We start from the raw sequence: 22,421 nt of genomic DNA on the forward strand, positions 1-22,421 counted from the left end.
CAGCGCTTTGCTCTAATAAACATCGCGCAGATACCGTTTTTCGCGCTTCAGCCGGTTTACATAGTCGCTTGCCGCTTCCGCAGAGATGCCCGCCTCGTCAATAACGATCTGGTGCAGGGCATCGTCAACATCCTTCGCCATGCGGGTCGCATCGCCGCAAACATAGAAATGGCCGCCCTCTTCGAGCCATTGATAGAGTGCCTTGCCGTTTTGGCGCATACGGGTCTGAACATAGATCTTTTCGGCCTGATCCCTCGAGAAAGCGAGATCGAGACGGGTCAGCACGCCATCGCGACTCATCTTTCCAAGTTCGTCTTCGTAGATGAAATCCGACTGCCGGTGCTGATCGCCGAAAAACAGCCAGTTCCGGCCCTTTGCGCCCCGCGCCTGCCGTTCCTGCAAAAATGCCCGGAATGGCGCAATGCCCGTGCCGGGTCCCACCATGATAACAGGTGCGTCATTGTCCTGAGGCACGCGAAACGCCTTGTTCGGAGAGACGAAAATCCCGGCACTCTGCCCCGCTTCTACCCGGTCCGCGAGATAAGTGGAGCACACGCCGCCACGCTCGCGACCTTCGGCGCGATAACGCACGCTGGCGACTGTCAGATGAACGCTGTTGTGCGCGGCCAGAGGGCTGGAAGAGATAGAATAGGCGCGATGCTGTAACGGCTTCAGGAAAGTCACGAATTCAGCAAGGTCGAATACGGGTTTTTCACCGAGACTAAGCAGGTCGAGAATATCCTTGCTCCAGAGAAAGGCGGCAAGCTGTTCCCTGTCTCCATTCGCAAGGATGTAGCTGAGTTCATCGTGCCCTGCGCGCTTGCCGATCTCGGCGACCAGTTCACGCGACGGTGTCGATATCTCGAACATATTGAGAAGCGCATCGCCGACCGGACGGTCGAGTCCGACGACTTCGCCATCCGCGCTCACTCCGAAGCGTTCGAGCAGCGCGCCCACTAGTTTCGGGTCGTTTAGGGGAACGACGCCCAGAGCATCCCCCGCCTCATAATCGAGACCACTTTCGCCGAGATCAAATTCGTAGTGGCGAATTTCCTTGGACGAAGCAGTCCCGGAAAGAAGGCGATTGACGCTCACCTGCGCAGCATAGGGGTTCTTGCGGCTCCAGCCCTGTTTTGCCCGCGCGGGCGCCTCGGCGATCGCCGGCACAACCGCCGCCTTATTGCCACCATCGATGGCGAGCGCGAGTGGCAGGGTCTCGCCGATCCAGTTGGCTGCGACATCTTCGAAATCGATATCGCAATCGATACGCGTCTTCATCCGTTTGCCGCCAAGCTGCTCGAAGCGGGTATCGATGAGCTTGCCCGCCTGGCAGAAGCCATCGTAACCGGTGTCGCCAAGCGCAAGCACGGCAAAGTTCATCTCATCCAGCCGGGGTGCGGCCTCCTTGGAAAGTGCCTCCCAGAAAAGCTGGGCATTGTCAGGCATTTCACCTTCGCCGTAGGTGGAGGTGACGACAATGACGCGCTTCATGGCGCCCAGACTATCCATGGAAACATCATCCAAGGCCGTCACCACAGGCTGCATGCCCTGGGCACGGGCGGCGTCGGCTATATCCATCGCCAGCGCCTCGGCATTGCCGGTCTGGGTGCCGAAGAGAATGTTCAGCACGCTGGCCGCCGCCTTGGGAGCGGCAGCGGCAACCGATGTGTCCATACCCATTGCTGCGCGGGAATGAAGCCCGGCCAGGAAGCCGGATAGCCAAGCGCGCTGGTCGCCATTGAAAGGGGCATCTTGAGGAATGTAAGGTATCTTCATCATGCTGCCCTGTTCTGGCTGGATGCGGTGGCAAGGTCGGGAATGGCACGCGCCGCGAAAAGCTCCTCAAAGCCCGGCAGACGACCAATCTTCTCGATGTTTTTGCGGTTCTGCTGAATGATCCAACCATAGGTGCCGGGACTATCCACCGACCAGATGTTACGGCGCGCAAGCGCCTGCTTGTAATCGTCGAGCCGCTTGGCGGCGATCATCACCGCAAGCTGCTCGTCATCATGATCGGAAAGCGCCTCGCGCGCATATTTCAGCAGCCGCTGCATCAGCGCATAGTCCTCCGTGAGGACGAGATTGCGCACGGCTTTTTCGATGGCGGGATCGGAAGGACCGGATGCCATCGGCAACCGTTGGAGAGCAATGGCCTGCGCCATACTCAAAACCGTGTAGTTGTTGATGAGCGCATACATGTCTTCCGTATCCGTCTCACCATAACCAGGAACGGTTCCGTTCAACACGGCCTTGCGGTCGCGATAGGCCAGCTTGAACTTCCGCACCTGATGGGCGGCAAGCGCGGACGCCAGTTCCTCCAGCAGCTCCTTGCGGGGCTTGGCTTTCAGAATTTCGTCGCTGTCCTGATAAAGCAGCAGGGCGCGCGGCATGCCGTAGACGAAATTGTGCTGTTCGCTTTCCCAGTTTTCCAGAATCCATGCGGCCTTGGCCGACCCTGTTTCGTCGACATGCCAGGTCAAAAGCTGGTGAACGGCCTGATTGTGGATAGATGCCTGTTCGTCCTCGCCGGTGATGGAGCCGAGCAGGATGGAATCATGGCTCACCTTCTTCGGCAGATCGCCGTAAGGGTCATATTGATAGACGAAGCCGCCGCTCATGCCGTTGCCGAAACCCTTGCCGAAACTGCCGAGGTTAAGCACAGCGCCATTGGTCATATATTCGCAGGCGAAGTCGCCCACACCTTCGACAACGGCTGTCGCACCCGAATTGCGCACCGCGAAACGGTCGCCCGCCTGCCCTTCCACGAAAGTGCGACCGCCGGTGGCGCCGAACAATGCAAAATTGCCGACCAGCACATTGCCATCAGCATCTTGCGAACCGCCACCGGGGGAGCGCACTACAATGGTGCCGCCGCAGGCGCTTTTGCCGACGCCATCATTGCAGGTACCGGTATGGACCATGACCATGCCGTCATTGCAGAAAGCGCCGAAGGACTGCCCTGCTGAACCTGATGTGTCGATGCGCACCGAACCCGCCTCCAGAAAACGGCGACCACGGCTATCCCGCTTCACAGCCGGAAGCGCATCCGCCTCTTCGTCGGAAAGTTCGTGGTTCAGCATGCGCTCGATATCTACCGCGAGCTGGCCGCCAACACTCTTGTTGCAATTGTTGAGGAAACGATTGCCGCCAAGCTCGATATTTTCCCGTCTGCTGTCGATCAGAGCCGAGCGCACGAGTTCGATGAAGGCATCGTCCAGCGCGAAGTCCTTTTCCATATAGACAGGGCTGTCGATCTTCACTTCCTCCACCACCGAAAGCATCGCCCGCAGGTCAAGCTGGCCGACGCTCGCCGGGTGATCGAGGAGGTGAAGAAGATCGGAGCGGCCCCGAGCTTCGCGCAGCGAGCGCAGCCCGAGTGCGGCCAATATCTCGCGGGTTTCATGGGCGATGTTCATGAGATATTGCGCCAGCGCGCGTGGATCGCCGTTGAAGGCTTCCTGATTGGTGGTGAGGCCAGCGGGGCACTTGATGTTGCAGTTCTTCGCCATGACGCATTTCAGCATCATCAGCGCCGTGGTGCCGAACTCGAAGCTGTCGCCGCCGAGAAGGGCCGATTTCACCACGTCGCTCGCTGTCTGGTGCGCGCCGGAGCAGCGCAGCAGCACCTTGGCACGAAGGCCCGTGGCGCAAAGCGCCTGATGCACCTCGGCGATGCCGATTTCCGCCGCGCGGCCGGTATATTTGAGGCTGGTGACAGCGGCCGCACCCGTGCCACCGGTATTGCCGGCAACATTGATGACGTCCGCACCCGCTTTCGCAACACCGACTGCAATCGTGCCGATGCCTTCCGACGAAACGAGCTTGACGATGACGCGCACGCGCGCCGCCTTGGCGTCGTGGATAAGCTGGGCCAGATCCTCGATCGAATAGGTATCATGGTGCGGCGGCGGCGAAACCAGCTCGACGCCTGGGGTGCCGCCACGGGCCGCGGCTATTTCCACCGTTACCTTGGGAGACGGCAATTGCCCGCCCTCGCCGGGCTTTGCACCCTGGCCGATCTTGATCTCTATTTCCTCCAGCATCGGGTCGGCAAGATAACCCGCCCATACACCAAAACGGCCAGAGGCGAACTGCTTGATGCGCGAGGCGCGGATGGTGCCGTAACGGGAAATATGCTCGCCGCCCTCCCCCGAATTCGACATGCCGCCAACCATATTGGTGCCATGCGCCACCGCCTCATGGGCGGCTGCGACCAGCGCGCCATGGCTCATCGCACCCGAAGCGAGGGTCTTGGTGATCTCACTCGCCTTTTGCACAGCGTCGAGCGCAATGCTGTCAGGTGCGGTGCGGATCAGCGACAGATAGGTGAATGCTTCACCCTTCGCCTGAACCAGAAGCGCGCCGCCCTCCAGCCAATGGCCGGCAATATCCTCACCGAAACGATCGAGCAGCGACTGTCCGAGTGCGGCAAGCCGGGCAAGCTCATGACCGTGCGGGCCGGTCAATTGCAGCCGGAACGCGCCTTCCCCGGCACTTTCGCAGAGCAATCCGCGCACCATGAAGCTGTTGTTGCCACGTCTGGAAAAGCGCCCCATCTCGCGGCGGAATTCTTCGGCCGAACCGGCAAAGGTCACATCAGCCGGCAATTCCAGAACATCACGCAGGGCTGCCGGGCGGCGGGCCCTTTCTTCGGCCATCATGCGTGCAAAGGCGCGGTAACCCGGCGTTACCTCGAAAGCGTCGATTGCTTCGGGCGTCAGCCGGTCGAAGCTGTTGTGATAATAGGCCGCATCGTTGAGGCCGAAAGCATCCTCCAGCCGGTTGAGCGGCAGGAGACGTAGCGCCTCTTCGTTGTCGGTTCCCTTGTCGAAACCGATCTTTTCTTCCGTCATATCGACGAAACCGCGAACCGCCGTCGTGCCATAGGAATGGCCCGCACCTTCGGCGCGCTCCTTGAAGAGACCCAGCAGCGGAATGTCGTTTTCACCCTTTACCGACAGCGCCTTGCGATGCCAGTCCGACACCGCCTGCGCGATGACAGCGAAGGTAACGCCACCGACCGGGGTCTTAACATTGGGGAAATAACGCTTCAGCACAGGATCGTTGGTGTCGAGGAAGTTCGGTTCGAAGAACTCGCCGCCAATATAGCTTTCCGCCGTGCACAGCCCGACCTTGCCCATGGTCTTCATCAGCGACTTTTCAGCCGCCTTGGCAAAACGCTTGAAGGCCTTGTCAGCATCGGCACCAAATTTCTCCTCGGCACGGAACTGCACGCCGAGTGGGTAGACAGCCGAAGCCCCGAAACCAAGGCCCGCTGCGATGTGATGCGAGGAGGAAAATTGCCCACTTTCAACGATCAGGGACACGCGTAGCCGCAGACCCTCCTCGATCAGCCGCTGGTTGATGGCGGAGACGACCATGATCATAGGCAAGGCCGCACGACCTGCCGAAACGTGCCGGTCAGTGACGACGGCAATACCGCCCTCCCCGGCCGCGAAAGCCACAACCTCACCGCAGAGGCCATCTATCGCCTGACGCAAGGCCGCTTCGTTGGCACTCGCAGCATCAAAGATCGGCGTATAAAGCATCTCGAAACGACGAACTGGCGTCTCCGACTGCTCGCGAATGCGCAGCATGTCGAGATGGGTCAGGATCGGGGAGCGCACGACAATCTGGCGGGCCGCTTTCGCACCGCTATTCGGCTTTGCGCCGAGCGCCACGCGCAGCGTCATGCCATCGGCCTCACGAATGCTGTCGAGCGGGGGGTTGGTGACCTGCGCAAAGCGTTGCGAGAAATATTTGGCAACCCCGCCTTCCTGATCGGAGAGCGCGTTGATGGCATTGCCATAACCCATGGCCGAGATTTTTTCAGCACCCGACGCCAGCATCGGATCCATTAGGAACTTGAAGCTTTCCTGATTGTGCGAATAGGCGACATAGCGCTGATGCCGTTCCAGATCGCCATTGTATCGAAGCGGCGATCCCTGCTTTTCGGCAGGCACCTCCGGCAAATCCGCAAGCATGACGCGCGCTTCAGACAATAGCGACGGGTAGTCCCGCCGCGCCGCCAGAAGCTCCAGCGCCTCGACGGTGGAGAAGGCGCGCCGTTCGGCGTGGTCGTAATAAAGCATGCCGCCGGCCTCGATGCGACCGCGACGAATGACGCTTTCGGCCGGAAAGGCGATCTGCCCCGCCTCCGACATGACGCAGAGATAATCGTCTGTCTCGACGGTCCGCAGCGGGCGCAGGCCGAGGCGATCAAGCCGTGCGCCGATGACGGTGCCGTCGCCGAAAATCAGCGCAGCCGGGCCGTCATTCTTCTCCTCGTAGAGCGAGAAATATTCCAGCATCGCCTTGACGCCGGGAGAGAGCGTGTCGTCGTTTTCCCAGGCAGGCGGCATCATCGAGACGACGGCGGTGACGAGGTCGAGACCGTCTTCCATCACCCGCGTCTGCAATGTCTGGTCCAGACGGCAGCTATCAGACTGGCCCTTCGGCCGGATGATGCTGGCATTTTTCGCCAACGCCACGGCCGCTTCCGATAGCCGGTTCTTCTTGTCGGTGTTGAGTTCGCCATTATGCGCCATTAGCCTGAAGGGCTGCGCCATGGAGGGGTGCGGATCTGTATTGGTGGAAAACCGCGTGTGGAAATACATCGTATGCACTTCATGGCGCGGATCGGTCAGGTCGCAGAAATAGGGCATGACCTCATGCGAGTTCAAACGCCCTTTCAGAACCTGCGTGCGTGCGCTGAGCGACAGCGGATAAAAACCGGCAAGTTCCGGCGCGGTATAGGCAAGCGCCTCGATAGCGAGCAGCGCCTTGTGAATACGCCAGTCGAACTCGGCAAGGGTTGCGCATTCCGCTGGCGCCGAAAAGAGCCATTGCCGGATCGGCAATTGATAGGAAATGGCGGCCGCGCGGATGGCCGCGTCATTCACCGGTACATTGCGGACGAGCAGGATCGAGAAGCCCTGTTCCTCCAGAGCACTGCCGATGATGCCGATCGCCTGGTCATGAAAAGCAGGGTTCTGCGGCAGGAAAAAATTGCCGACGCCGAACCGGCCGGCTTGCAAGGAATCGTTGTCAGTCAGCTTCCGGAAAAATGAGAGTGAAAGATCGAGCGACACGCCAGCACCATCACCCACGCCCTCCGCCGACATGCCGCCGCGATGCGGCACGGCACAGAGCGCCTCGTGACCGCGCTTCAGCACATCATGCGTCTGCACGCCGTCCTTGCGGGTGATGAAACCGACGCCACAGCTGCTTTTCTCAAAAGCCGCATCGTAAAGGCCGAATTTTTGCTCCGTCACGCTCAAGGTTCTCTCCTCTCGTTGCGCATTCCGCGCGGCATCGCCCTTTTCCCGAAACCCGGCGCGTCAGCCGGCACTCTGCGGGCGGAGCCGCAGACGACCTGGCTGCTCCTCTTCTTTTCTGCTTATCGGCGTTTAATGGCGCGAACGGTCGTTTTGCGGCCGCCAAACGGCGTGGCGGCATTGGCCGCTTTCTCGCAAATAATGATCGTCATCGTTCGCATTGCGTTCCCTGATGGCCGGCATTTCCGGCAGTGAGACACATTGAATTACGTCAGTATTGCTTACATAATATTTCATGATGGACCGAGTCAAGATTAAAATCGGTCCCACGCAATAAAAAAACAAAAACGCCGCGAAATCCGACAGGATTCCGCGGCGCGATGGCTGCAGAGATGTTTATATTGCCCTGCTCACTCCGAGGGCATGTCCAGCGTTCGGCTGAACCACAGTGCGACCAGTGTACAGACTGCACCCGACATCAGGTAAATGCCGACCGCAAACAGTCCGAATTTGGACGAAAATCCGAGCGCCACGAGCGGTGCAAAACCAGCGCCGATCAGCCAGGAAATATCCGAGGTGAGCGAAGCGCCGGTATAACGGTATTCGCGGCTGAAGCGGGAGGCGAGCGCACCGCCCGCCTGGCCGAAGGACAGGCCAAGCAATGCAAAGCCGACCAAGACGAAAAGATAACGCCCTATATCGCCCGAACTCAGCAGGAGCGGTGCCACGAGGCTGAAAAGACCGATCAGCACTGCGGCGAAAGCCAGCAGCTTCCGCCGGCCGATTTTGTCGGCGAGAATACCAGACACGACGATCATGCCGCCGGCGATGATGGCGCTGACGAATTGCACGAACAGAAAGTCCGAAACCCGCTGGGTGGTATTGAGGGAAACCCAGCTCAGCGGGAAGACCGTGACAAGATGGAAGAGCGCGAAGCTTGCCAGCGGCACGAAAGCGCCCGTCAGCACGACCGGAAACTGCGAGCGCAGCATCTTGAACACGGGGCGCGGCTCCAGCTCATGCTGTGCCAGCATGGACTGGAATTCCGGCGTGACAATCATGCGCAGGCGGGCAAAGAGCGCGAGAACATTGAGCGCCAGTGCAACGAAGAACGGGAAACGCCAGCCCCAGGCCAGGAATTCCGCGCTGGAGAGCTGCGTCACGAACACGATGAAGAATGCGCTGGCAAGACCAAAGCCCATCGCCGCACCAATTTGCGGCATCATGGCGTACCAGCCGCGCTGCTTCGGCGGTGCGTTCATGGCGAGGAGCGAGACAAGACCATCCCAGGCACCGCCAAGACCAAGTCCCTGACCGATACGGAATACCGCCAGAAGACAGGGGGCAAGCATGCCGGCTTCCGCATAGGACGGAAGAAAGCTGATCGCCATGGTGGAACCGCAAAGCGTGAACAGGGCCGCCATCAGCTTGACGGCACGGCCGAACTTTCGGTCGATCTGGAGGAAGATCAATGAACCGATCGGCCTTGCGATGAAGGCCAGCGAGAAGACCGCGAAGGAATAAAGCGTCGCCGTCAGCGGATCGACGAAGGAAAAGAAGACATGCGGAAAAACGAGCGCGGAGGCGATGGCGTAGATGAAAAAGTCGAAAAACTCCGTCATTCTCGCAAGAATGACAGCAATTGTAATGCGATCCGGATCGACCTTGACCGGATCGGTCCCATGTCCCTTCGCTTCCGGCGCCTGCCCAAAAGATGGAGCAGCATCAGTATAACTCATAATATCCCTCCTGCGTCATGGACGAACCATTTCCTGTAACGCGCCGGCTCCTCTTCCTTAGCGTTACGATGCGACGGATTGTCACACGCACCCTACGTAACGTCAATTGAAGTTTGATAAGAAAGGCTTGCCCCGCAAGCTCCCTATGCGATAATGCAGCCGCTCCGCCTTCAAACGCGGCTCCGCTAAGCCTATGGTGCATCGCGAAGGTTTCGCTGCACCGCGACAATATACCTCATTTCAAAAATGATGTTCGGCAATTAATCGCGGCATAATCCAAACTGTACGAGTTCAAAGAACGTGCGCATGATCAAGAAAATCACATCTGCCCTTCTGGCAATCCCCGCACTGCTGCTGCTTAGCGGCTGTAACCTCGTGGTGATGAACCCTTCGGGCGACGTCGCCATCCAGCAGCGCGACCTCATCATCACGTCCACGGTTCTGATGCTGCTCATCATCGTCCCGGTTATCGCCCTGACGCTGTTCTTCGCATGGAAGTATCGCGAATCGGCGAAGGCCGAGGATTACGATCCCGAATGGCATCACTCGACGCGCCTTGAAATGGTGATCTGGTCCGCCCCGGTCGCCATCATCCTGATGCTAGGCACGGTGACCTGGATTTCCACCCACCGTCTCGACCCCTACCGCCCGCTGGAGCGTATCGACGAAAACCGTCAGGTTACCGCCGAAACCAAGCCGCTTACGGTGGAAGTGGTGGCCATGGACTGGAAGTGGCTGTTCTTCTACCCCGAGCTCGGCATTGGCAGCGTCAATGAATTCGCAGCTCCGGTCGATGTTCCGATCAACTTCAAGATCACCGGCACGACCGCGATGAATTCGTTCTTCGTTCCCGCACTCGCCGGCCAGATCTACGCCATGGGTGGCATGCAGACCAAGCTGCACGCGGTCATCAACAAGGAAGGCGTTTATGACGGCTTCTCGGCCAACTTCTCCGGCCCTGGCTTCTCGCATATGCGCTTCAAGTTCCATGGTCTCAGCCAGCAAGGCTTCGATCAGTGGGTTGCGAAGATCAAGGATGGCGGCAAAGGCTTCGGCCGCCAGGAATATCTCGACTTTGCCAAGCCTTCGGAACGTGAGCCGGTGCAATATTTCGCCTCCGTCGATCCGCAGCTTTACGATGCCATCCTCAACCGCTGTGTCGAGCCCAACAAGCTCTGCATGCGTGACATGATGCATATCGACGCCAAGGGCGGCGGCGGCAAGGAAGGCATCGATATCGCCAAGGCGCTGAACTCCGTCGTCTGTACACCGCTTTCACCTTACGGTGTCGCCAGCGGACCCCAATCCACTCCGGCTGCGATCGAAGGACAGACTTTCGAACCCGCGGCGCTGCCGGAAACGAAACAAGTCGCTGGCTGACGGATAAGTCCCGGCATTATGCGGCGCGGCCAATGGCTGCGCCGATCTTATGTCTTAGAATCGCAAGAGGCTAAAAATGATCGTCAATTCCGATCAAACGTCATTCCTGTTCGGGAAGCTGACATGGGAGTCCATCCCGCTTCACGAGCCCATTCTCGTCGCGACCTTCGCGGCAGTGGCTCTGGGCGGCATCGCCGTCGTCGGCGCCCTCACCTATTTCCGGCTGTGGGGTTATCTCTGGAATGAGTGGTTCACGAGCATCGATCACAAGAAGATCGGTATCATGTACATCATTCTGGCACTCGTCATGCTGCTGCGCGGTTTCGCAGATGCCATCATGATGCGCGTCCAGCAGGCGATCGCCTCCGGCGGATCGGAAGGCTATCTTCCGCCGCACCATTACGACCAGATTTTCACGGCCCATGGCGTCATCATGATCTTCTTCATGGCCATGCCGATGATCACCGGTCTCATGAACTTCGTCGTGCCGCTGCAAATCGGCGCCCGCGACGTTTCGTTCCCCTTCCTCAACAACTTCTCGTTCTGGATGACCACGGCCGGCGCCGTCATCACCATGATCTCGCTATTCATCGGTGAATATGCGCAGACTGGCTGGCTTGCCTATCCGCCGCTTTCCGGCATCGACGGAAGTCCGGGCGTGGGTGTGGATTATTACATCTGGGGTCTGCAGATCGCCGGTGTGGGCACGACGCTCTCTGGTATCAACCTGATAGTCACGATCATCAAGATGCGCGCACCTGGCATGACAATGATGCGCCTGCCGATCTTCGTCTGGACGTCGCTGTGTTCGAACATCCTGATCGTGGCATCCTTCCCGATCCTCACCGGCACGCTCGCCCTTCTGACCCTTGACCGTTACGTTGGCACGAATTTCTTCACCAACGATCTCGGCGGCAACCCGATGATGTATGTCAACCTCATCTGGATCTGGGGCCATCCCGAAGTTTACATCCTGGTGCTGCCGGCCTTCGGCGTCTTCTCGGAAATCGTCTCGACCTTCTCCAACAAGCGTCTTTTCGGTTATGCCTCGATGGTCTATGCGACGGGTGTCATCACCATCCTCGCCTACATCGTTTGGCTGCACCACTTCTTCACCATGGGTTCCGGCGCAAGCGTCAACGCTTTCTTCGGCATCACCACGATGATCATATCGATCCCGACCGGTGCGAAGATCTTCAACTGGCTCTTCACCATGTACAAGGGCCGCATCAAGTTCGACGTTCCGATGCTGTGGACGATCGGTTTCATGATCACCTTCGTCATCGGCGGCATGACCGGCGTTCTTCTCGCTGTTCCGCCGGCGGACTTCGTGCTCCACAACTCGCTGTTCCTCATCGCCCACTTCCACAACACCATCATCGGTGGCGTGGTGTTCGGTGTGCTTGCGGGTATCGTCTACTGGTTCCCGAAGGCCTTCGGCTATCGCCTCGATCCGTTCTGGGGCAAGCTGTCCTTCTGGTTCTGGTTCATCGGCTTTTACTTCGCCTTCATGCCGCTCTACATTCTCGGCCTGATGGGTGTGACCCGCCGTATCAGCCAGTTCGAAGACAATTCGCTCCAGATCTGGTTCCTGATCGCAGCCTTTGGCGCCTTCCTGATCGCGCTCGGCATCGCTTCCTTCGTCATCCAGCTCATCGTCAGCTTCTTGAAGCGCGATCAGCTCCGTGACGTGACAGGCGATCCCTATCATGGGCGTACGCTGGAGTGGTCGACCTCGTCGCCTCCGCCTGCCTACAACTTCGCTTTCACGCCGGTTGTGCATGATGTCGACGCCTGGGCGGACATGAAGAAGCGCGGTTACGACCGTCCCAAGGAAGGCTTCATCCCGATCCATATGCCGAAGAACACCGGTGCGGGCGTAATCATCAGCGCCATCAGCGTCGTGCTTGGCTTTGCCTTGGTGTGGCACATCTGGTGGCTGGCGGCTCTGTCCATGCTCGCCATCATCGCGGTCTCGATCGCCCATACCTTCAACTACAACCGCGAATACTACATTCCTGCCTCCGATGTTTCGACAGTCGAGGCGGAACGTACGAAGCTGCTTGCGGAACAGGCGTAACGAATATGGCTCATACACCTGCACAAAGCGCCGCGGGCGCGGAAACACCGGTCTTCTACCTCAAGGAAGACCACCATCCGGAGAACGGCACCTCGCTGGGCTTCTGGCTCTATCTGATGAGCGACTGCCTCATCTTCGCAACGCTGTTTGCCACCTATGCCGTTGTCGGCCGCAACTATGCGGCCGGCCCTTCGGGCGCAGATCTGTTCGATCTGAAGCTTGTGGCGATCAACACCGCCTTCCTGCTTTTCTCTTCCATCACATATGGCTTCGCCATGCTGGAAATGGAAAAGCAGAAGGTGAAGACGACGCTGATCTGGCTCGGCATTACCGGTCTCTTCGGTCTCGCCTTCCTCGCCGTGGAACTTTACGAGTTCCATCACCTGATCGAAGAAGGTGCAGGTCCACAGCGTTCGGCGTTCCTTTCCGCCTTCTTCGCGCTGGTTGGTACGCACGGTCTGCACGTGACCTTCGGCGTAATCTGGCTCGTCACACTGATGTTCCAGGTCGCAAAGCATGGTCTGATCGCCGCAAACAAGCGTCGCCTGATGTGCCTGTCGATGTTCTGGCACTTCCTTGACGTCATCTGGATCGGCGTCTTCTCCTTCGTTTATCTCATGGGAGTTCTTTGATGAGTTCCGAAGCACACGCACACCACGACGCGCATGGCGACGACCATCATCACCATGATGGCGCCAGCCACGGCACGTTCAAAAGCTATATGATCGGCTTCGTCCTGTCGGTCATCCTGACGGCGATCCCGTTCTGGCTGGTCATGGGCGACGTTCTTGAAAACAAGACGCTGCTGGTCATCGCGATCATGGGTCTCGGCGTCATCCAGATCTTCGTGCACATGATCTACTTCCTGCACATGGACACCAAATCCGAAGGCGGCTGGACCTTCATGGCGCTGATCTTCACCGTCGTGGTGCTGCTGATCACGCTCTCCGGCTCACTCTGGGTCATGTACAACATGAACAAGAACATGATGCCGCTGCACATCGAGGATGTGAAAAACCTGCCCTGAGCAGCCATAGATCAACGGCCTGCCGGATTTCCGGCGGGCCGCTTTCTGCGCCAGCACACGACCCCCGCAGCGCATAACCCCATGAATCGTCGGCGCGATTTATGGGGTTATTTGCTGGAAGACCCGGATGCCGACAGCCGACAGTGTTGCCGCAGCAAACCGCATGGCCTTGCAAGGACTGTGAAACCATGACCGATCCGTCGACAACCGCCCCGCACACGCGACGCATCCGCCCCGCAGCAATCGTCGTCCTGCTTCTGACTATTGTACTGACAGGCTTCCTGCTGGCGCTTGGAACATGGCAGGTTCAACGCCTCTTCTGGAAGCTCGATCTCATCGAACGCGTCGAAGCTCGCGCCCATGCCGCACCTGTGGATGCACCGGCAGCCAGCGAATGGCCGGCCCTTGCCGATCCCGCAGAGTATGAATATCGCCGCGTGAAACTGTCAGGCACCTTCCTCAACGACAAGGAGGTCCAGGTCTATACGGTCAGTGATCTCGGGCCCGGCTACTGGGTGATGACGCCGCTGAGACGCGATGACGGATCGAATATCATCGTCAATCGTGGCTTCGTGCCTTCCGACAAACGCGATCCATCCTCGCGCCGCGAAGGGGAACCAACCGGGCAGGTCGAGATCGTCGGGCTGATGCGCGCGCCAGAAACCGGCGGGCTTTTCCTTCGAACCAACGATCCGGCAAATCGGCGCTGGTACTCCCGCAATATCCCGCAGATATCGCAGGCATCCGGCCTTTCCGGCGTGGCGCCCTTTTATGTCGATGCCGATGCGACGCCCAATCCGGGTGGCCTACCGGTCGGCGGCAAGACCATGCTCACCTTCCCCAACAACCACCTGTCCTACGCCATCACATGGTACATTCTGGCGGCCATGGTAATTGCCGCTGGATGGTATGTGCTGCGCAATCTCAACGCACCGAAATCGAAACGGGAAGAGGATTGAACAGCCGGTTTTACCGGATGGTTCATAAAATCACTTCCTTCTTCACGTTTTGCTGATCTATAACGACAGTTCGGCCTGACATTGCCCGTCGGCGCATTTTCGTTTCGGTGAGTTATGGCAAGAGCATTTCTTCTCGTTCTGGATTCCTTCGGTGTCGGCGGTGCGCCTGACGCGGAGCATTATGGCGACCTCGGCGCCAATACGCTCGGTCATATCGCCGAATTCTGCGCGGCAGGTGCTGCCGACAGGCCGGGCCTTCGGGCGGGTCCGCTGAAGCTGCCCAACATGTCTTCGCTTGGTCTTCTGGAGATTGCACGACAAGCAAGCGGCGACATTCCCGCCGGCATGGAGCCGCCGGAGCGTATTTTCGGCCTGCATGGCTCTGCCAGCGAAATATCGAAGGGCAAGGATACGCCCTCAGGCCATTGGGAGATCGCGGGCACGCCCGTCACCTTCGACTGGGGCTACTTCCCGACAGAAGGCGACGCCTTTTCTCCCGAACTGGTGGAAGCCATCTGCACGCAAGCGGATATTCCAGGCATTCTCGGCAATTGCCACGCTTCCGGCACCGAGATCATCGCGACGTTTGGCGAAGAGCATATCAGGAGCGGCAAGCCGATCTGCTACACCTCATCCGATTCCGTGTTCCAGATCGCCGCGCATGAGACCCATTTCGGATTGCAGCGGCTCGTCACGCTCTGCGAGACGGTGCGCAAGCTGCTCGATCCGCTGAATATCGGCCGTGTCATTGCCCGTCCCTTCATCGGCGAGACGGTAGCAACCTTCGAACGCACCGGCAACCGCCGCGATTTCTCCGTTCCGCCGCCCGAACAGACATTGCTCGACCGCCTTGTGGAGGCTGGCAGGAAAGTGCACGCGATCGGCAAGATCGGCGATATCTATGCCCACAAGGGTGTCTCGCGCGTCATCAAGGCAAATGGCAACAGCGCCCTGATGGATGCAACGCTGCACGCTATTGACGAAGCCGAAAACGGCGATCTTGTCTTCACCAATTTCGTGGATTTCGACATGCTCTACGGCCATCGCCGCGATGTTGCCGGTTATGCGGCGGCGCTTGAAGCCTTCGATGCGCGCATTCCGGAAATCCATCGCAAAATGGCGCCGGGCGACATCGCCATTCTTACCGCTGACCATGGTTGCGATCCCACATGGCGGGGCACGGACCATACACGGGAAAGAGTCCCGATCATGGCATTCGGGCCGGGCATCCGCTCCCGCGATGTCGGCATTCGTTCAAGCTACGCCGACATCGGCGAAAGCATCGCCCACCATCTAGGAATCGAGGCCGGTTCGCACGGCAGGAGCTTCATTTGACATCGCATTTGCTGAAAGCGGAAATTCACTGCCACCTGGAAGGTGCGGCACCCCCTGCCCTCGTCGCAAAACAGGCTGAGAAATACGGCATAGAAACCAGTAGCTTTCTGCGCGACGGCCAGTACGTCTGGTCGGATTTTGCGCAATTCATCCAGTGCTACGATGCGGTGGCGCAGGTGTTCAAGACCGATGAGGACTATGCGGTTCTGACGCAAACCTATCTGACCGAACTTGCCGAGGCCAATACGATCTATAGCGAGCTCATCATCTCGCCCGATCATGGCGACCGCATCGGGCTCGGCGCTGACGCCTATCTCTCCGGTATCGCCGAGGGCATCCGGATCGCGAAAGAAAAGACCGGTATCGAAACCCGCATCATCGTGACCGGCGAGCGGCATTTCGGTCCTGAACGGGTCATCGCGGCGGCTGAATATGCGGCACGGACGAAACACCCGCTGGTGACCGGTTTCAACATGGCGGGCGAGGAGCGCATGGGCCGCGTCGCCGATTACGCACGCGCCTTCGACATTGCCCGCGATGCCGGACTTGGGCTGACCATCCATGCGGGTGAGGTCTGCGGACCGGAAAGCGTCGTCGATGCGCTCGACCTCGTAAAGCCGTCGCGCATCGGCCATGGCGTGCGCGCCATCGAAGACGCGGCTCTCGTCGATCGGCTGGTTGAGGCGGGAACAGTGCTTGAGGTCTGCCCAGGATCAAATATCGCGCTCAACGTTTATCCCGATTTCGGCAGCCATCCGCTGAGGGCGTTGCGCGATGCCGGGGTGCGCGTCTGCATCAGTTCCGACGATCCGCCATTCTTCTTTACCTCGCTTGCCCGGGAATATGCGCTGGCTGCGGATGCCTTCGGTTTCAGCGATGCCGAGATTAACCGCATGACCCGAACCGCACTGGAAAGCGCCTTTGTGGATGAAGTCACACGCGCCCGGCTGCTTGCGAAACTCGATAGCCACTAGGCATCGGTTGGCGGGGTAAAACCGCGAAGAAGGCTTGCGAAAAGCCTGCTTTCGGTGAATTACAGGGGCACAGGATAAAAAAGGAAGGCCAGTTTCATGGACGGCGTCACAGTCATCGAACATCCGCTGGTGCGGCACAAACTTACCATCATGCGCAAGAAGGAAACCTCGACAGCCGGCTTCCGCCGCCTGCTCAGGGAAATCTCGACGCTGCTCTGCTATGAAGTGACGCGCGACCTTGAAATGACGATGGAAACCATCGATACGCCGCTCGAAACCATCGAGGCTCCGGTGCTGGAGGGCAAGAAGCTGGTTTTCGCCTCCATCCTGCGTGCCGGCAACGGCCTTCTGGAAGGCATGCTCGAACTCGTGCCTTCGGCGCGTGTTGCGCATATCGGTGTGTATCGCGATCACGATACGCTGGAGGCGGTCGAATATTACTTCAAGGCTCCCGAAAGCCTCGATGCCCGCCTTATCATCGTCGTCGATCCAATGCTGGCGACCGGCAATTCCTCCATCGCTGCGGTTGAAAAGCTGAAGGAGCGGGGCGCGAAGAACATCCGCTTCCTGTGTCTGCTGGCTGCACCCGAAGGCATCAAGAATTTCCGTGAAGCGCATCCCGATGTGCCGATCTATACTGCCGCAATCGACAAGCAGCTGAATGAAAAGGGTTATATCGTTCCCGGCCTCGGCGATGCCGGCGACCGCATGTACGGCACGAAGTAACACCGTTCATCATCGCTTAACCGTTTGAGCCATTCGCCGACCAACAAGCGGCGAATGGCTTTTTTCTTTTAAGATTTCAGCATGTTTTGCGTCTATTCTGCATAGGGATAACCCTGCTTTCTCAGGAGCGACGACTTGCTGGCGCGTACGATTTTTCTGCTTATCGGTCTTTCGGTCAGCGCCACGCAGATTCCGGCGCTGGTGGAAAAATTTCAGCCGCGCCCGGAAGCCAAGGTGGAAAAAGCCGAAGTCAAATCGGAAGCCGTCAAACCGGAACCCGTTTCGCTTGGTGGCGTCAATCTGAAAGCGGACGCACGCGGCCACTTCAACGCCGCCTTCCGTATCAACGGCAAATCTTTCGACGGGCTTGTCGATACCGGCGCCTCCATGGTTGCCATCAATGAGACGATCGCCCGGCGGCTCGGTTTCGGCGTCAACAGCCTCGATTTCAAATATCCGATCTCAACCGCCAACGGCCAGACCATGGCGGCCTATCTGAAGCTCGACCGGGTGGAAATCGGCACGATCCGCGTTCAGAATGTCGACGCCATGGTGCTGAAAGATAATGCGTTGAGCAACATGCTTGTTGGCATGAGCTTCCTGAAACAACTATCGTCATTCAAGGTATCGGGTGGCGAAATGAGGCTGGTCAGGTAATTCGCTCGAGGACCACAGTGCTGGTTTCCATCGCAGTGTCAGCAACCCCATAGCAGGCCGTAATCCTTTTGACGGCAAGTTCCGCTTCTTGCTTAGAGGCCGCATGGACGCAGGCGATTGGTTCGCCTTTTTCCACTTTTGTGCCGAGCGGCAGGATATCGGAGATCCCGACCGAAGGATCGATCTTGTCTGACGGCATTCTTCTGCCGCCGCCAAGCTCGACAACGACCATGCCGAGATCGCGCGTCGCACAGGATGCCAGCCAGCCGCTGCGCTCAGCCGAAACCGGGAGAATAACCGGCGCCGATGGCAGGTAACGCGATGGATGATCGACAAAGTCCGCAGGCCCGCCAAGTGCTGCGACCATTTTCGCAAAGACTTCCATGGCACGACCGGAGGAAAGGGCGGCCTCAGCCAGCGCCTCGCCTTCATCCAGAGTGGCCGCGCTGCCCGCTTGCACCAGCATTTCCGCAGCAAAGGCAAGAACCACCTTTTCGAGACGTGTTCCCGCCTTGCGGCCAGCCAGAAAGTCCAGGCAATTGACGATTTCGACCGCATTGCCTGCGGCATCGCCAAGCGGCTGGTTCATGTCGGTTATAAGAGCCGTCGTCGGCAGGCCTGCGCCATTTGCCACATCGACCAGCGCGACGGCGAGATTACGGGCATCCTCCACACTCTGCATGAAAGCGCCGTTGCCGACCTTCACATCCAGAACCAGCGTCTGAAGCCCGGCCGCAAGCTTCTTAGACAGAATGGAGGCGGTGATCAACGGGATGGAATCCACCGTCGCGGTCACGTCCCTGATAGCATAGAGGCGCTTGTCTGCGGGGGCGAGATCGCCCGTCTGGCCGATGATAGCACAGCCGACCGTCTTGACCGTCCGGCGGAACAGGGCTTCGTCCGGCATCACATCGTAACCGGGGATCGCTTCCAGCTTGTCGAGCGTGCCGCCGGTATGGCCAAGACCCCTGCCGGAAATCATCGGCACCGCAAGACCGCAGGCGGCAACGATCGGGGCGAGCATCAGGGAGACGTTGTCGCCGACGCCGCCGGTCGAGTGCTTGTCCGCCACCGGCCTGCCAATATCGTTCCAGGACAGGACATCACCGCTGTCGCGCATGGCGAGTGTCAGCGCCACCATCTCGTCGCGGTTCATACCCCGGAAAAACACCGCCATGGCAAAGGCAGCGGCCTGGCCTTCCGATATGCCGTCCTTGGACAGCGCCTCGATGAAAGCGGCAATCTCCTGCGGCGCAAGAGACAGGCCATCACGTTTGCGGCGGATGATTTCCTGCGGGATCAAGCTCAATACCCGCTGGCGGCCTTGGCCGGTTCGCCACCGGCCAGCACGTTCAGGACATCATCGAGAACGCCGGAAGCGCCGAAGCGGAACGTGGACGGCATGGCCCAGTCGGGCGCCATGATTGTTTCCGCCAGCCGCAGATAAAGCGTGGCGTCTTCCACCGTCCCGACACCGCCGGCAGGCTTGAAGCCCACCTTCTGCCTGCTGTCGCGGATCGCCTGCAACATGATATCGGCGGCTTCCAGCGTGGCGTTGATGGCGACCTTACCTGTTGAGGTCTTGATGAAATCAGCCCCTTCGGCAATGGCGAGTTCGGAAGCACGACGAATGAGAGCCTTGTCCTTCAGCTCGCCGGTTTCGAGAATGACCTTGAGAAGAACGGGTGCGACGCAGACCTTGCGTACGGCAGCCACCATCTCGGAAACAGCCGTTTCATCGCCTGCTATGAACTTACGATAGGGGATGACCAGATCGATTTCGTCGGCACCGTCGCGGATAGCCGCCTCGGTCTCCGCCACCACGGTCGCAACATCCAGATCGCCCGAAGGAAAATTGACGACCGTGGCGATACGGATCGCATGGTCTTTTCCGAAAGCGGCACGCGCCTGGGCGACGAAACGCGGCCAGATGCAGATCGCGGCGGTATTGCCGTATTCGGTATGAGCCCTCTGGCACAAAGCAGCAATCTGCTCGGGCGTGCAGTCTTCCTTGAGGTTGGTCAGGTCCAGCAAGGATAGTGTCAGGGCAGCCGCTTCGCGCGGACGCTGGAGTTCCATGGTCACGCTCCTCCTGCGATCATTTCTTTCAAGATGGCGGCAAGCCTCTTGCCGCCTACCGGAGCCATGTCCTTGGTTTCCTCATGGCTCAGTTCAGCGCCAGTCATGCCGGCACCGTAATTGGTAATAACCGATGCGGCGGCAACGCGCATCCCGAAAAAGCGGGCGAGGATGACTTCCGGCACCGTGGACATGCCGACGGCATCCGCACCCAGCAGCCGCGCCATGCGGATTTCCGCCGGCGTTTCGAAACTCGGGCCGGAAAACCACATATAGACGCCGCCGAACAAGGGCACCGTCGCGCGGATCGCGGCATTACGCATGGCGAGCATCAGGTCAGGATCATAAGCCGTGGTCATGCCGACGAAGCGGTTGTCGCTCTCTTCGCCAATCAGCGGGTTCATGCCGGAATAATTGATATGATCGGTGATCTGCATGACCGAGCCGGGCGGTATGTCCTGCCTGACCGAGCCTGCAGAATTGGTGAGGACGAGCGACTGCACGCCAAGACCGGCGAGCGCCTCAATGACCGCGCGCATGGCGGCCGGATCGCCTTTTTCGTAATAGTGCACCCGGCCGGACAGCATCATCACCGGCTCGCCACCGAGATATCCGGCCACCAACTCGCCCGCATGGCCGGAAACGCCGCTTGCAGGGAAACCGGGAAGTTCGGCGTAGGGCACGCGGATCGCATCGCTGACCTCGTCCACCAGCGACCCCAGGCCTGAGCCCAGCACGATGGCGATGCGCGGCATCAGGCCATTCAGACGCTCCACCAGAATATCGATCAGCGTATCCGGCATCAGGGCAGCTCGGTCTTGAAGCTGAAGGGCAAAAGTTCATCCATGGTCATGACCTTCTGAACACCGGTTTCGTCACAGAGATAGACCTTGGTGTCTGGCGAGGCGAATTCGGCGATCTTCTGCCGGCAGCCGCCGCAGGGCGGGCAAAGAGCAAGCTTTTCCGCGATGACGGCGATCTCGCTTATCTTCTTTGCTCCACCCATGATCATGGCGCTGATGGCCGAAGGCTCGGCGCACCAGCCTTGAGGGAAGGAGAGGTTCTCGATATTGGCGCCCTTGTAGATCTTACCGTCTTCAGCGCGGATTGCCGCACCGACAGGGAATTTCGAATAGGGCGCATGGGCAAAGGCCATGGCCTCCACCGCTGCCTCGAACAACTGATGGGACATTGGTTCACGGGACATGGATTTAACGCTCCTTCGCATAGGCAACGCCACCGGCCTTGGGGGGCTTGGCGACGCCGATGAAACCGGCAAGCAGGATGCAGGTCAGAATATAGGGCATGGCCTGGAAAATCTGCACCGGCACTTCACCGATACCCGGCACGGATTTGCCCTGCATGAAGTTGGCGAAAGCATCCAGGAAACCGAAGAGCAGGCATGCGAACATGACCGGCACCGGCTTCCATTTCGCGAAGATCAGCGCGGCGAGTGCGATATAGCCCTTACCGGCCGACATGTTGGCGATGAAGGCCGCCGATTGCGCAACGGCGAGATAGGCGCCCGAAAAACCGCAGAGGAAGCCGGCAACGATGACGGCGCGGTAACGCATCCATGTCACCGAAATGCCCGCCGTATCGACCGCGCCCGGATTTTCACCCACCGCGCGCAGGCGAAGGCCGAAACGGGTGCGGTAAAGCACCCACCAGGACAGCGGCACCGCCAGAAAGGCGAGATAGGTCAGGATATTGTTGCCGGAAATGACATTGGCGTAGAGCGGGCCGATGAAAGGCACTTCGCGCATCGCATCCGCACCGGGCAGGATGATCGGTGCGAAACGGCCTTCACCCGGCAATTGCGGCGTGCGCCCGCCCTGCCCGAACCACGCCTGCCCCAGAACCACCGTCAGACCGGCGGCAATGAAGTTGAGCGCCACGCCCGACACGATCTGGTTGCCGCGATTTGTGATGACGGCAAAGCCGTGGATCAGCGAAAACAAGATGGAGACGGCAATGCCCGCAAGCAGGCCGGCCCAGGGATTTGCGGTGAGATAGGCGACACAAGCCGAAGCAAAGGCTGCCGCCAGCATCTTGCCTTCAAGGCCGATATCGAACACACCCGCGCGTTCGGAAAACAGCCCGGCAAGCGCCGTGAACAGAAGCGGGATGGTGAGACGGACGGTCGAGCCGAGAATGCTGACCAGCATATCGAAGAAATCCATATCAG

The 22,421-nt window shown here is 59.2% G+C and carries 17 protein-coding genes; 9 read left to right on the plus strand and 8 right to left on the minus strand.

Features of this window, described 5'->3' with window-relative positions:
- Window positions 1–12: 12 nt before the first annotated feature.
- The 3 genes from ACQZ45_RS08455 to ACQZ45_RS08465 form a co-directional block, all read right to left on the minus strand.
- Entirely contained in the window at window positions 13–1,779 is a 1,767-nt protein-coding gene (locus ACQZ45_RS08455) for a sulfite reductase subunit alpha (protein WP_421611955.1), read from the minus strand.
- Entirely contained in the window at window positions 1,776–7,280 is a 5,505-nt protein-coding gene (locus ACQZ45_RS08460) for a glutamate synthase-related protein (protein WP_113291280.1), read from the minus strand. The genes ACQZ45_RS08455 and ACQZ45_RS08460 overlap by 4 nt, the downstream gene beginning before the upstream one ends.
- Window positions 7,281–7,687: 407 nt before the next feature.
- Window positions 7,688–9,016 carry an MFS transporter gene (locus tag ACQZ45_RS08465; RefSeq protein ID WP_003514422.1) on the minus strand — a complete coding sequence of 443 codons (1,329 nt, stop codon included), beginning with the start codon at window positions 9,014–9,016 and terminating at the stop codon, window positions 7,688–7,690.
- Window positions 9,017–9,322: 306 nt separating this feature from the next.
- Here ACQZ45_RS08465 and cyoA point away from each other — a divergent pair, with 306 nt between their 5' ends.
- The 9 genes from cyoA (at window position 9,323) to ACQZ45_RS08510 (ending at window position 18,154) form a co-directional block, all read left to right on the plus strand.
- Window positions 9,323–10,396, plus strand: a complete 1,074-nt coding sequence (gene cyoA / locus ACQZ45_RS08470; protein ID WP_003514421.1) for a ubiquinol oxidase subunit II — start codon at window positions 9,323–9,325, stop codon at window positions 10,394–10,396.
- 76 nt (window positions 10,397–10,472) lie between these two features.
- Complete coding sequence (cyoB, locus tag ACQZ45_RS08475; RefSeq protein ID WP_003514419.1) at window positions 10,473–12,476, plus strand: cytochrome o ubiquinol oxidase subunit I; 2,004 nt, start codon at window positions 10,473–10,475, stop codon at window positions 12,474–12,476.
- 5 nt (window positions 12,477–12,481) lie between these two features.
- A complete protein-coding gene (gene cyoC / locus ACQZ45_RS08480; protein WP_003514417.1) occupies window positions 12,482–13,108 on the plus strand; it encodes a cytochrome o ubiquinol oxidase subunit III in 627 nt (208 codons plus the stop codon).
- On the plus strand, window positions 13,108–13,503 hold the full coding sequence (gene cyoD, locus ACQZ45_RS08485) for a cytochrome o ubiquinol oxidase subunit IV (protein ID WP_003514416.1): 396 nt from the start codon (window positions 13,108–13,110) through the stop codon (window positions 13,501–13,503). The genes cyoC and cyoD overlap by 1 nt, the downstream gene beginning before the upstream one ends.
- Before the next feature lie 188 nt (window positions 13,504–13,691).
- Window positions 13,692–14,462, plus strand: a complete 771-nt coding sequence (locus ACQZ45_RS08490; protein ID WP_035251978.1) for an SURF1 family protein — start codon at window positions 13,692–13,694, stop codon at window positions 14,460–14,462.
- A 114-nt stretch (window positions 14,463–14,576) separates the two neighbouring features.
- Window positions 14,577–15,797 carry a phosphopentomutase gene (locus ACQZ45_RS08495; RefSeq protein WP_003514414.1) on the plus strand — a complete coding sequence of 407 codons (1,221 nt, stop codon included), beginning with the start codon at window positions 14,577–14,579 and terminating at the stop codon, window positions 15,795–15,797.
- Complete coding sequence (locus ACQZ45_RS08500) at window positions 15,794–16,771, plus strand: adenosine deaminase (protein WP_003514413.1); 978 nt, start codon at window positions 15,794–15,796, stop codon at window positions 16,769–16,771. Before ACQZ45_RS08495 ends, ACQZ45_RS08500 begins: the two co-directional genes overlap by 4 nt.
- 96 nt (window positions 16,772–16,867) lie before the next feature.
- On the plus strand, window positions 16,868–17,497 hold the full coding sequence (upp, locus tag ACQZ45_RS08505; RefSeq protein ID WP_003493096.1) for a uracil phosphoribosyltransferase: 630 nt from the start codon (window positions 16,868–16,870) through the stop codon (window positions 17,495–17,497).
- 135 nt (window positions 17,498–17,632) lie between these two features.
- Complete coding sequence (locus tag ACQZ45_RS08510; protein WP_013635250.1) at window positions 17,633–18,154, plus strand: TIGR02281 family clan AA aspartic protease; 522 nt, start codon at window positions 17,633–17,635, stop codon at window positions 18,152–18,154.
- Here the strand turns inward: ACQZ45_RS08510 and deoA are convergent.
- The 5 genes from deoA to ACQZ45_RS08535 are packed head-to-tail and all read right to left on the minus strand — an operon-like array spanning window position 18,147 to window position 22,416.
- Window positions 18,147–19,463 carry a thymidine phosphorylase gene (deoA, locus tag ACQZ45_RS08515; protein WP_081308565.1) on the minus strand — a complete coding sequence of 439 codons (1,317 nt, stop codon included), beginning with the start codon at window positions 19,461–19,463 and terminating at the stop codon, window positions 18,147–18,149. The genes ACQZ45_RS08510 and deoA overlap by 8 nt on opposite strands.
- On the minus strand, window positions 19,460–20,233 hold the full coding sequence (deoC, locus tag ACQZ45_RS08520) for a deoxyribose-phosphate aldolase (RefSeq protein ID WP_003514408.1): 774 nt from the start codon (window positions 20,231–20,233) through the stop codon (window positions 19,460–19,462). The genes deoA and deoC overlap by 4 nt, the downstream gene beginning before the upstream one ends.
- A gap of 2 nt (window positions 20,234–20,235) precedes the next feature.
- Complete coding sequence (locus ACQZ45_RS08525; protein ID WP_113291282.1) at window positions 20,236–21,036, minus strand: purine-nucleoside phosphorylase; 801 nt, start codon at window positions 21,034–21,036, stop codon at window positions 20,236–20,238.
- Window positions 21,036–21,425: a cytidine deaminase gene (locus ACQZ45_RS08530; RefSeq protein WP_019564546.1), complete on the minus strand. Its 390-nt coding sequence runs from the start codon at window positions 21,423–21,425 to the stop codon at window positions 21,036–21,038. The genes ACQZ45_RS08525 and ACQZ45_RS08530 overlap by 1 nt, the downstream gene beginning before the upstream one ends.
- A gap of 19 nt (window positions 21,426–21,444) precedes the next feature.
- The gene (locus tag ACQZ45_RS08535) at window positions 21,445–22,416 is read right to left on the minus strand and encodes an ABC transporter permease (protein ID WP_003514401.1); all 972 of its coding nucleotides are present in this window, start codon (window positions 22,414–22,416) and stop codon (window positions 21,445–21,447) included.
- Window positions 22,417–22,421 lie beyond the last annotated feature (5 nt).

Source organism: Agrobacterium sp. 16-2014-1-2a (genome assembly GCF_053522705.1).